A 10,466-nucleotide genomic window follows, 5' to 3' on the forward strand; every position below is an offset into this window, starting at 1 on the left:
GTCTATCAACGCTACCGGGCGCGACCCGTTCTCGCTTTCCGACATGGTTTCTTGGTGATCACATCTGGGCCGCGATCGGCGGCCGGGCATCCATGTTAGCCTGCCCTAACCCGACCCTGGCGAGCCCGCTCGCCGCCCGAGCCGAAAGGTTGCCGAACCATGCTCCTTCCCGCCAGAACCCTGCGCGTCTCCCTTGCCACCGCCGCGGCGGCGCTGGCCTTGTCCGGCGCATTGGCGGCGTGCGGCTCCGACGACGACTCCACCACCAGCGCGGCGACCTCGGCCACCACCAGCGTCGCGGCATCGGGTACCCACAGCCACGGCGACCATGCGACCGGGGCGCCGACCGCGGAGACCTTGCAGGCGGTGCTGGTCAAGCTCGCCGATCCGAATGTACCCACCCCGGAGAAGTCCAAGCTGATCGTCAACGGTGAGCAGCGCACCGCCAACATCGACCAGATGAACAAGGGCCTGCAGGGCTACGCGCTCACCTTCACAGTCGCCGACATCACCACCCAGGGCTCCACCGCGAACGCGCAGGTGACCATCGCCTCCCCGCACGGCGCCAGCCCCGCTGTACCGCTGAGCTGGGAAAACGTGGACGGCACCTGGAAGCTGTCGGACGCGAGCGGCTGCCTGCTGCTCGGCTTCGCGCAGGCCCCCTGCGTCCCGGCCTGAGTCCGGCGCGTCCCGCACCGGGCCCGCCGCACGCCCGGGCCGAGCTCAGCCCTTCGAAGGCCTGCGCTGCGGCTTGGGCGTGACGGTGCCCTCCGCGAGCCTGCGGGCGCTGACCAAGAAGGCGGTGTGGCCCTGCATCCGATGCTCGGGCCGCACTGCCAAGCCGACTACGTGCCACGGCCGCACCAGCGACTCCCAGGAGCGCGGCTCGGTCCAGCACTCCTGCTCGCGCAGCGCCTCGACCACCTTCGACAGCTGGGTGACGGTGGCCACATAGACGATGAGCACGCCGCCCGGCACGAGCGCCTGGGATATCGCGGGTAGCGCGTCCCACGGCGCGAGCATGTCCAGCACCGCGCGGTCGACCGGCTCTCCGGTGTAGTCGGCCACATCGCCGACGGTCAGCGACCAGTTGGCCGGTCGTTCACCGAAGAACGTCTCCACATTGCGGACCGCGTGCTCGGCGTGATCGGCACGGATCTCGTAGGACACCACCTGCCCCTGCGGCCCCACCGCCCGCAGCAGCGAGCAGGTGAGGGCGCCGGATCCGGCGCCCGCCTCGAGCACGCGCGCGCCGGGGAACATGTCGCCCTCGTGCACGATCTGCGCGGCGTCCTTCGGGTAGATCACCGCCGCGCCGCGCGGCATGGACAGCACGTAGTCGACCAGCAGCGGACGCAACGCGAGATACGGCGTGTTGTTGGTGGAGTGCACCACACTGCCCTCGTCCGCGCCGATCAGGCTGTCGTGCTTGATCCCGCCGCGATGGGTGTGGAACTCCTTACCCGGCTCCAAGACCACCGTGTACAGACGCCCTTTGGCATCGGTCAGCTGCACCCGGTCACCGATGGTGAATGGCCCGGTCCGTCTGGCCGTCATGAATCTCCGTTCCGCTGGTTGGAATCCGCACTGTCGGGCACCGGCGTGTCGGTGCCGCGGGATAGCCTGCCAGGTATGTGCTCGCCCGTGTCCACGCCCCCTGCCGACGACGCGCGGACGTCCGAGCCCGACGCGACACCGAGCCGCGCCCGGCCCGCGCTGTCGCCTTCCCGGGCAACGGATTTCAAGCAGTGTCCATTGAAATACCGGTTCCGGGCGATCGATCGGATCCCCGAGCAGCCCTCGGTACACGCGGTGCGCGGAACGGTGGTGCACGCGGTGCTGGAGGACCTCTACGGCCTGCCCGCGGCCGAGCGGGTGCCCGAGCGCGCCGAGGCCCTGGTGCCGTCGGCGTGGGCACGGGTGCACGCCGAGCAGCCGGAGGTCGCGCAGCTGATCACCGAGGAGCGGCTCGACGGGTTTCTCGGCGAGGTGCGCGCGCTGGTGCGCCGCTACTACCGGCTGGAGGACCCGACCCGGTTCGATCCGGAGTCGCGCGAAGCGCGGGTGGAGGTCGAACTCGCCGACGGCGCGGTGCTGCGCGGCTTCGTCGACCGGATCGACGTCGCGCCGACGGGGGCCTTGCGGGTGGTCGACTACAAGACCGGCCGCGCGCCGGGGCCGACGCAGGAGACCAAGGCGCTGTTCCAGCTGAAGTTCTACGCCCTGGTGGTGCTGCGCACCCGCGGCCTCGTCCCTGCCCAGCTACGGCTGCTCTACCTGGCCGACGAGCAGATCCTCACCTACGCCCCCGACGAGCAGGAGCTACTGCGTTTCGAGCGCACGCTCTCGGCACTGTGGACGGCCATCCTGGAGGCCGGCCGCACCGGAGAGTTCCAGCCGAACACCAGCCGGATGTGCTCGTACTGCGACTACAAGCCGCTGTGCCCGGCGTTCGGCGGCACGCCGCCGCCCTACCCTGGCTGGCCCACCGGCGGCGTGACCGAGTCCCCGGAGGAGACCTTGGCCGAAGCGGTGTCCGAATAGACGAGCAGCCGGGCGCTCGGCACGGCGGCTCCGGCGCCGCGCCGGGTGCGCCGAGAGCGGCGATGGGCTCGGCGCTCCGCTGCGGCATGTGGCCGGTAGCGATCGCGATGCGGACCGGGCGGGCCGCATCGCCCGACGCCCGGCTCGGCGCGCCGGGTCCGCACGAGACAGCTCTCAGACTTTGAAGTCGTGGAACAGCAACACCGAAAGTCCCAGGCCCACAGCGAGGTTCACGAGCGCAGCGGATCCGAACACCACGACCGGTCGCCAGCCCGCTTCGCGTAGCCCGCGCAGCGAGAACTCCAGGCCGATGGAGACGAAGGCGAAGATCAGGAACCAGGTGCGCAGATCGTTGACGATCGCGATGTGCGCCGCGCCCGACTTCTTGTCCGCCGCCTGCAGGTACAGCGTGCCGATGACCGACGCGGCGATGAAGCCGAGCACGAACTTCGGAAACCGCTCCCAGAACTGGCGCGCCGAGGGCCGCACCGCCCCCGGCGTCCGCTCGACGCGCAGCGTGAAGTACGCGGTCAGCGCGATCGCGACGACGCCGATCAGAGCGTTCTGCGTGGTCTTGACGATGGTGGCGATCTGCAGCGCCTGCTCCCCCGCGATCGCGCCCGCGGCCGCGACCGCCGCCGTGGTGTCGATATTGCCGCCGATCCAGGCGCCCGCGACCGCGTCCGGCAACCCGAGCACCTCCGCCAGCCAGGGCAGCAGGAAGATCGAGGGCAGCGCGAAGACGATCACCAGCGAGGCCGCGTAGGCGATCTGCTCGCGCCGCGCCTGGACCGCCCCCGCCGCGGCGATGGCCGCGCTGACACCGCAGATCGACACCGCTGAGGACAGCAGCGCGCGCAGCTTGTCGTCCAGCCCGAGCCGTCCGCCCAGCCACCAGGTGAAGCCGAATACGGCCGTGATCAGCAGTAGCGCTTGCAGGATCGACGGACCCGCCGCGGTGACCAGGATCTTCAGATTGATCGACGCGCCGAGCAGCACCACGCCGGTCTTGATGAAGAACTCGGTACGGAAGCCCGCCGAAAGCCGGTCGCGCAAGGCCAGCCTGGTGAGCACGACGTTGCCGATCAAGCCGAGCGCGATGGCGTACACCGGGTATTCGATCGACTTGGCGACTCGTCGGAACGGAGTGTCCACCGCCCATTGGGGCACCTGCGTCTCGAAGTAGCGGGTGAGGGCGCCGAGCACGATCACGACCGCGACGCCGACCGCGATGGCCCCGGCGGTCGGCCGTGACACCGCCTGCACCGCTTCGGTTTCCGACAACGGTACCCGGCCAAGCGCCGCCTGCGCGCCGGATTCGTTGTCCGCCGGGGCCTTCGAATCCTTCGCCGCTCCAGCGCCGGTCTCGGCCATCACGGCACCAGCCAGTCCGGAATCACGCCGAGCAGGACCAGCGCGATCAGGATCAGCCCGGCGATCGCCGCCAGCCAGTCCTCGTTCCAGGTGAATGTGCTGCCCGACTGCTCCTCGGGTGGTGACTGTGACACGGGGGCTCCTTGCGTTTCCTCATCGAGAGGCCGCACGGTAGCAATACCCGGTCACAGTGCACACCGATTGCGCTCAGCCTGAACGGATCAGGCGGATCGGACGAATCCGGCGTTCAGAATGCGCGGCAGGAGCGAATGTCGGTGGCCAGGATCGCTTTCGCGCCCAGATCGGCCAGCTTGTCCATCAGCTCGTTGCTCTGCTTGCGCGGAACCAATGCGCGCACCGCCATCCAGCCGGTGTCGGCCAGTGGCGCCACGGTGGGCGACTCCAGTCCCGGGGTGATGACGAAGGCCTGGTCGAGCAGGTCCTTGGGGCAGTCGTAATCCAGCATGACGTACTGCTGGGCGAAGACCACACCTTGCACCCGGGCGACGAGCTGGTTGCGCGCCCGGTCGTCCTGGTCGGCGTCCTTGCGTTCGACGAGCACGCCCTCGGAGTCGCACAGCGATTCACCGAACGCCACCAGATTGTGCTGACGCAGCGTGCGCCCCGAGCCGACGACGTCGGCGATGGCGTCGGCGACGCCGAGCTGGATGGAGATCTCCACCGCGCCGTCCAGGCGGATCACCTCGGCCTCGATGCCGCGGCGGCGCAGATCGCTCAGCACCAGGTTCGGGTAGGAGGTGGCGATGCGCTTGTCGTGGAGGTCTTCGACCTTCCACTCCCGCCCGGCCGGGGCGGCGTAGCGGAAGGTGGAGCGGCCGAAACCGAGGGCGAGGCGTTCCTGGACCGGCGCGCCGGAATCCAGCGCGAGATCACGTCCGGTGATGCCCAGGTCGAGTTCACCGGAACCGACGTAGATCGCGATGTCCTTGGGCCGCAAAAAGAAGAACTCGACCTGGTTGGCCGGGTCGAGCACGGTCAGGTCACGCGAATCGGTGCGCTTGCGGTAGCCCGCTTCGGACAGGATCGAGACGGCGGATTCGGACAGGGCGCCTTTGTTGGGGACTGCGACGCGCAGCATGGGAGGAAGTCCTTTCGGGAGGAGAAACGGGGTGTCGGACGGCCGTCACAGATGTCGGTACACGTCTTCGAGCTTCAGCCCGCGACCCACCATCAGCACCTGCACCCAATACAGCAACTGGGAGATCTCCTCGGCGAGCGACTCGTCGCTCTCGTGTTCGGCGGCCAGCCACACCTCGCCCGCCTCCTCGAGCACCTTCTTACCCTGGGTATGCACGCCCGCGTCCAGCGCGGCAACGGTTCCGGACCCCTCGGGGCGGTTGACCGCACGATCCTGCAGCTCGGCGAACAGGGATTCGAAGTTCTTCACGATGAGCCATTGTTTCAGACCCGGATGCGGGTCCGTTGCTCCGGCCCACGATGGCCGGAACCGGCGACCGCCCGGCTCCCCCGCCCCCGGCGGGGCGGAAGAACCGGGCGGCGACGGCCTAGTTCCCGGCGAGCAATGCCTGCAGGTCGGCGACCGCCGTGCGGAGGTGGTCGGCGAAGGCGTGCATCTGGTCGGCCACCGGCTTCGGCGTGGCGAGGTAGAGGTTCCAGCGGTCCGGAAGCAGGACGTAGGCGATGCCGATGCACCGGGAGCTGGTGGAACCGAAACCGAAGTAGCGGATGTTCACCGACGGCGCCGAGCTGGTGCTCAGGTAGTCGTCGCGCATGATCGTCCAGCCGGGGCTGTCGTAGAGCGGGATCGGGTCGGTGACGCCCAGCTCCGCACCGCGACGGCGCTGGATCCACTGCAGCTCCCACAGGTGCTGCTCGGGCGCGTCTCCGGCCTGGCACTGCTTGGCCCGTTCCACGTGCGCGGCCGCCGCCGTCCGCGCCGCGGCGAGCTTCGCCTCCGCGCCCGCGTCCGGGTCCTGCATCGAGTCCACGAAGGCGATCATCTCGGGGGTGACCACCCGCATGGCCTCGGTGCGACCGTTGCGGTACTGCCTGGTCGCGATGGACTCGTAGGTGGCGCCGGTGAGCCCCTTGCTGCGCCGGTGGGCCAGCTGGTAGCTCAGCTGCGCGAACGCGTCCGGCGAGATGCCCAGCTGCTTGGCCCTGGTGGTGCCGAAGTCCGGGAACGACACCGTCTGGGTGGCGTTCTGGGCGGCATAGTCGGCGAAGGCCGCGCCCGCCGCGGCGATATCGCTGCGCTGCGCCGCGTCCAGCACGAACTCGATCGGCTCGACCGCGGGCAGCCCCTGCGCCTGCGCGCCGGAACGCGCGGCGTGTTCCGGCACCGGGGTTTCCAGCAGCGCGTCCACGAACGAGAGGATGGTGGTGCCGTCGAGTCCGCAATGTTCGACGTTGATGCCCGCCTGTCCGTCGGCGAAGACGATGAACGACACCGACTTGTCGAACCACCGGTTCGCGCTGTCACCGTGCAGCAACTGATCGCAGGCGTGCAGTTCGTCGCGGGGAGCGAAGTCCTCGAGGCAGATGGCGAACAGCGCGGTCTCGATCGCGTCCAGCGCCGCGGCGTTCACCGGCTCGGCGAGCAGCCGCTGCCTGCTCTGCGCCCACTCCGCGCGGGCCTTGGTGGTGAGGTGCCCGACGGCGGAGTCGGTGGGGGTGGGGCGGGCGCCCGCCTTCAGCACGGCGCGCAGCCCGTCGGCGAGATCCTCCGGTGAGTACGGCGCCCCGTCCGGACCGATCACGTCCATCCGGAACGTGCTGCCGCGGAAGAACACCACAATGTGCCGGGCCTGCGAGGGGCCCGGCCATTCCGCGCTGTAGGGGACCCGCACGCTGTCCTGCTCCACACCGGGAATCCTGGTCTCGGAGAACAGGTACTTGTTCTGCCACATGGACAGCTTCTGCCCGCGCTGGGTCACCGCCGGGACGGCCTCCTGGTCGAGGGCCAGCTTGTAGTCGACGGCGGCGGAGATGATGCCCGCGGCGCGGTCCACCTGAGTGGCGGCGGTGGAGACCGCCAGGGGCGTGTCCTCCCGGAACAGGAAGAAGAAATTCGCGTTCAGGGCGATCCGGTCCCGCCTGCCCAGGTACCGCGACGGCCAGAACAGGTCCAGCCAGCTGCCCACACCGGGCGTCGCGTCGTACTCCGCGAGCGCCGCGTGCAGCGTTCGGCCCGGCCCGTCGGGTCGCAGCAGGTCGTCGACCGCCGCCCGGGTGGCGGCGAGCTCGTCGGCCGTCAGCAGCGGCTCGCACCACTGCAGGAATCGGCCACAGCTGTCCTCCAGCGTCGGCAGGGGCACCCGGGGTAGGTGGTCGTCGGCGGCGAAGGTGCGTTCGGTCAATGCGGATCCTCGGTGTCGGCGTGATGTTTCGGCAGCGGCCTGGACAGGTACAGGTTGGCATACAGCCACCCCTGGTCTTCCCGGCCGGTGGTGTCGATCCCGTTGGCGGACAGGGTGTTCAGCACCTGCGCCTGCTCGGCCGTGGAGGCGAACCTGCGCTGCTCGTACAACCCCGGCGCCTGCTCGGTCCGGTAGCCGAGCGCGGCGAGTTCCGCCTCGATCGGTGCGAAGTCGAACATGCGCAATACGAAGTGTGCCATCCACGGCCGCCTGCGTGGGTGCGCGGTGGCTACGCGCGTCAGGGTCTTCTCGGTGACGTAGCCGATGCAACCGGTGGAGACGACCAGATCGGCGGTCGCGAGCAGGGCGCGCTGCTCGTCGTTCGGTTCGCCGGACTCCAGGTCGGCGTGTACCACGTCGTGCAGGAGCCCGGCCTCGTGCGCGTAGTCGAGGGCAGGGCGGGCGGCGTCCATGCCGAGGAAGCGGACGTCGTCGGCTCCGGCCCGCGCCGCGACGCGGGCTCGGTCGCGCCGGATCAAACCGGCTCGATCGATGTCGGTGACGGCATAATGCTCGGCCAGTTCGCCGATCGTGGTGTCCAGACGCAGCAGCGCGGCGTTCACGCCGTAGGAGCAGCCGATGTCGAGCACGGTCGGCACGGCGACCCGGGCGGAGGCGCGGAATTCCCTGATCTGCTGCTGGAAGAGCGGCTTCGCCAGTTCCGGTATGCGGTAGTCCAGATCGGACATGCGCGCGTAGTACGCGCGCGGATCGGGGCGGTCGTAGATATCGTCGAAAGACGCTTTCCCGGTCGTGTGTAACGGCACTGGCACTGTCGGTCCTCTCGGGTCGAGCTCGGTCAGTCGAGCCGTTCGGCTCAGTCGAGCAGTCGATCGCCCCGGACAGCGTCGGCCGCGGCGGCTAGATGGTCGGGGAGCACGCGGCCGAACAACTGCCGGGTACGTTCCACCGTGCCGACCATCCCGGGACGATCGGTGTAGGCGAAGATGGCCGAATGGCGCTGACGCGCACCGCCGACGGGTGAGACGCGGTGCAACGAGAAGCGGCCCTGGAACAGCTGCAGGTCGCCCGGACGCAATTCGAGCCGCTGAACGAAACGCTCGCCGGTGCCGGTCAGCACGTCGCGGACGTCGTCGAGGTGTTCCGCCTCGGCTGTGCGGATGTTGGGGCAGTACTCGAAGACGCCACCGTCCTCGGCGGGCTGGGTCAGCATGGAGACGGTGAATTCGTTGGTGTCGAAATGCCAGGGATGCGACATACCGGGCGCGACGACGTTGAGGCACAGTCCGGCCAGCGGATCGGCGAACTCGTGCAGTTCGGACAGGCCGAAGCAGTCGGCGACGAAGCGCTGGAACAGCTCGTCGGTGTAGAGGCGGTGGATCAGCGCGTCCACGGGGATGCGGTCGCGGGGGACGAAGGCGTTGCCCCGCTCCAGCACGATCCGGCCCGGATGATCTTCCGGCAGTTCGGCGTCCAGCGGAATGTTGTAGGCGTTGACCCGCTCGACCTCGTAGTGTGCGTGCGGGGCCATCGACTCCCCCTGCGCCCGCAGGGTCTCGGTCAGCTCGGGGCGGATGAAACCGCGCAGGACGGTGCAGCCGGTGTCGGCCAGTTCCGCACGGGCGCGCCGCACCGCCTCCCGCAGCGCCGGCCCTTCCGGATCCGCCAGCGGATACCGCGCGGAATCTACGATCTCGTCGAGTACGCCCAACGCTGCCATGGCGTCATTTTGGTGGAGCGCTCGCCGACACGCCCGGGATTCGGCGAGATTGCCGGTGATCACGGTCACACCTACTATCTGCGCGCACTCCCGTTGCGGCACAGTAACTCTCGGCCTACGGGACCGGGCATGGCGCCGTACCGCAGGCGCCCGAACGGCTCAACCGCGCACGCGCAGAGCGTGTTCGAGGTCCGCGAGGGTGAGACGGATCAGCGAATCACGGAACACCCGTCCCGGCACGTGCGGCACCGGGATCTCACACGGGACCACCACCAGGGCGCAGCCCGCGGCCTGGGCGGCACGGGCACCGGTGGGTGAATCCTCCACCGCCACACAGTGTTCCGGATCAAGCCCGAGCAGCTCGGCGGCCCGCAGGTAGACATCCGGCTCCGGCTTGCCCTGCGCCACCTCGTCGCCGCAGACCGAGACATCGAAGAAGTCGCGCCCCAAGGTGTCGAGCCCGAACTCCGTGAGCGACCGCTTGGTATTGGTGACGAGCGCGCTGGACAGGCCGGCGGCGCGAACCATGGCCAGCGCGTCTTTCGCGCCCGGCCGCCATGGAATGGGGCCGGTCATCAACTCGGTCACCCGCCGTTCCAGGAACTCCCCCGCCGCCCGCAGCGAATCCGGGTCCGGCTCGATACCCAGGCCGGTGAACATGATCCGCAGAGCGTTCGGGCCCGACGCCCCGATCAACGCGTGCCGGATCTCGTCGGTCATCTCGTGTCCGTGCTCACGTGCCAGTTCGCGCACCGCGACGTCCCAGAGTTTCTCCGAGTCGAGCAGCGTGCCGTCCATGTCCCAGAGCACCCCGGCCAGTCGCGCTGTCACGTTCGGTACGTCTCCTAGATCTCGTCCATGTCATTGGGCACAGCTCGGGTGCATCCGCAGGCCACCCGGCAAGGTCGGCCTCCGAACCGTACCGCCGGGCGAAGCCCCGACCGTGCAGCCGGATTGACCGGGCACCGCCCCGCGTCCCGTCCATCGTGCCGCGCCGCGCGAGGCCGAGACAGCCACACGATCGGCGCAGTCACGCCGAAGTCGGACACGCGGCCGGACACCGATCCGGCGGAGGTGCACACTACTAGGTGCCCGATCCGGCGATCTGCAGCTTGGCACTGTCGCCGACAACCTCGATCCATCGGTTCTCGGAGGTCGTCGAGCCGTTTCTCAGGGTATAGGTCAAGGCGACCACTGCCCGATTCGCACCTTTCTGCGTGACCGAGCCCACGCTCACCGAGCGAATCGTGCCCCAGAAGTTGACGTAGGAGTCGTAACCGGTCTGTGCCTGGTATCCGGGAGCCAGCTGCGCCCAAGCGCCGGACACGTTGGTGGGCAGCATGCCGTAGTAGCCCTGGATGAACGAAGCGATGCGGTCGGGCGTCGGCGGCCCGGACGGGGTGGTCGTCGCGGTGGCGCTCGGGCCGGTGGTGGTCGGGGCAGGGGTGGACGTGCTGGGCTGGGGC

11 protein-coding genes and 1 pseudogene are annotated in these 10,466 nt (G+C 69.4%); 2 read left to right on the top strand and 10 right to left on the bottom strand.

Annotated features, from left to right (window positions below; translation table 11 throughout):
• The first annotated feature begins 159 nt into the window (after positions 1-159).
• On the top strand, positions 160-678 hold the full coding sequence (locus ON19_RS16860) for a WKL family lipoprotein (RefSeq protein ID WP_043693054.1): 519 nt from the start codon (positions 160-162) through the stop codon (positions 676-678).
• A gap of 45 nt (positions 679-723) precedes the next feature.
• On the opposite strand, the gene ON19_RS16865 is transcribed toward ON19_RS16860, so the two are convergent.
• On the bottom strand, positions 724-1,557 hold the full coding sequence (locus tag ON19_RS16865; protein ID WP_043693056.1) for a tRNA (adenine-N1)-methyltransferase: 834 nt from the start codon (positions 1,555-1,557) through the stop codon (positions 724-726).
• Positions 1,558-1,632: 75 nt separating this feature from the next.
• On the opposite strand from ON19_RS16865, the gene ON19_RS16870 reads away from it, so the two are divergent.
• Positions 1,633-2,544, top strand: coding sequence for a RecB family exonuclease (locus tag ON19_RS16870; protein ID WP_051168981.1), 912 nt, complete (start codon positions 1,633-1,635; stop codon positions 2,542-2,544).
• Positions 2,545-2,718: 174 nt separating this feature from the next.
• On the opposite strand, the gene ON19_RS16875 is transcribed toward ON19_RS16870, so the two are convergent.
• The 9 genes and pseudogenes from ON19_RS16875 to ON19_RS16910 form a co-directional block, all read right to left on the bottom strand.
• Positions 2,719-3,918 carry a YeiH family protein gene (locus ON19_RS16875; protein ID WP_043693059.1) on the bottom strand — a complete coding sequence of 400 codons (1,200 nt, stop codon included), beginning with the start codon at positions 3,916-3,918 and terminating at the stop codon, positions 2,719-2,721.
• Positions 3,918-4,052 carry a hypothetical protein gene (locus ON19_RS43810; protein WP_255218394.1) on the bottom strand — a complete coding sequence of 45 codons (135 nt, stop codon included), beginning with the start codon at positions 4,050-4,052 and terminating at the stop codon, positions 3,918-3,920. The genes ON19_RS16875 and ON19_RS43810 overlap by 1 nt, the downstream gene beginning before the upstream one ends.
• A gap of 113 nt (positions 4,053-4,165) precedes the next feature.
• Positions 4,166-5,017, bottom strand: a complete 852-nt coding sequence (gene hisG / locus ON19_RS16880) for an ATP phosphoribosyltransferase (protein ID WP_043693062.1) — start codon at positions 5,015-5,017, stop codon at positions 4,166-4,168.
• A 45-nt stretch (positions 5,018-5,062) separates the two neighbouring features.
• Positions 5,063-5,344 carry a phosphoribosyl-ATP diphosphatase gene (locus ON19_RS16885; RefSeq protein WP_174315390.1) on the bottom strand — a complete coding sequence of 94 codons (282 nt, stop codon included), beginning with the start codon at positions 5,342-5,344 and terminating at the stop codon, positions 5,063-5,065.
• A 100-nt stretch (positions 5,345-5,444) separates the two neighbouring features.
• Positions 5,445-7,259: a choline/carnitine O-acyltransferase gene (locus ON19_RS16890; protein WP_043693064.1), complete on the bottom strand. Its 1,815-nt coding sequence runs from the start codon at positions 7,257-7,259 to the stop codon at positions 5,445-5,447.
• Positions 7,256-8,092, bottom strand: coding sequence for a class I SAM-dependent methyltransferase (locus tag ON19_RS16895; protein ID WP_174377699.1), 837 nt, complete (start codon positions 8,090-8,092; stop codon positions 7,256-7,258). Before ON19_RS16895 ends, ON19_RS16890 begins: the two co-directional genes overlap by 4 nt.
• A gap of 44 nt (positions 8,093-8,136) precedes the next feature.
• The gene (locus ON19_RS16900; RefSeq protein ID WP_043693071.1) at positions 8,137-9,000 is read right to left on the bottom strand and encodes a HalD/BesD family halogenase; all 864 of its coding nucleotides are present in this window, start codon (positions 8,998-9,000) and stop codon (positions 8,137-8,139) included.
• 159 nt (positions 9,001-9,159) lie between these two features.
• Positions 9,160-9,831 carry an HAD family hydrolase gene (locus ON19_RS16905; protein WP_043693074.1) on the bottom strand — a complete coding sequence of 224 codons (672 nt, stop codon included), beginning with the start codon at positions 9,829-9,831 and terminating at the stop codon, positions 9,160-9,162.
• Between the two features lie 253 nt (positions 9,832-10,084).
• Positions 10,085-10,466, bottom strand: a pseudogene (locus ON19_RS16910) (serine/threonine protein kinase); the annotation flags it as partial.

Source organism: Nocardia abscessus NBRC 100374, assembly GCF_000308455.1.
GTDB lineage: Bacteria > Actinomycetota > Actinomycetes > Mycobacteriales > Mycobacteriaceae > Nocardia > Nocardia abscessus.

Coding starts and splice junctions, on each gene's coding strand:
- ON19_RS16860 (WP_043693054.1), top strand. CDS start 160: ATGCTCCTTCCCGCCAGAACCCTGCGCGTCTCCCTTGCCACCGCCGCG.
- hisG (WP_043693062.1), bottom strand. CDS start 5,017: ATGCTGCGCGTCGCAGTCCCCAACAAAGGCGCCCTGTCCGAATCCGCC.
- ON19_RS16870 (WP_051168981.1), top strand. CDS start 1,633: ATGTGCTCGCCCGTGTCCACGCCCCCTGCCGACGACGCGCGGACGTCC.
- ON19_RS16900 (WP_043693071.1), bottom strand. CDS start 9,000: ATGGCAGCGTTGGGCGTACTCGACGAGATCGTAGATTCCGCGCGGTAT.
- ON19_RS16865 (WP_043693056.1), bottom strand. CDS start 1,557: ATGACGGCCAGACGGACCGGGCCATTCACCATCGGTGACCGGGTGCAG.
- ON19_RS16875 (WP_043693059.1), bottom strand. CDS start 3,918: ATGGCCGAGACCGGCGCTGGAGCGGCGAAGGATTCGAAGGCCCCGGCG.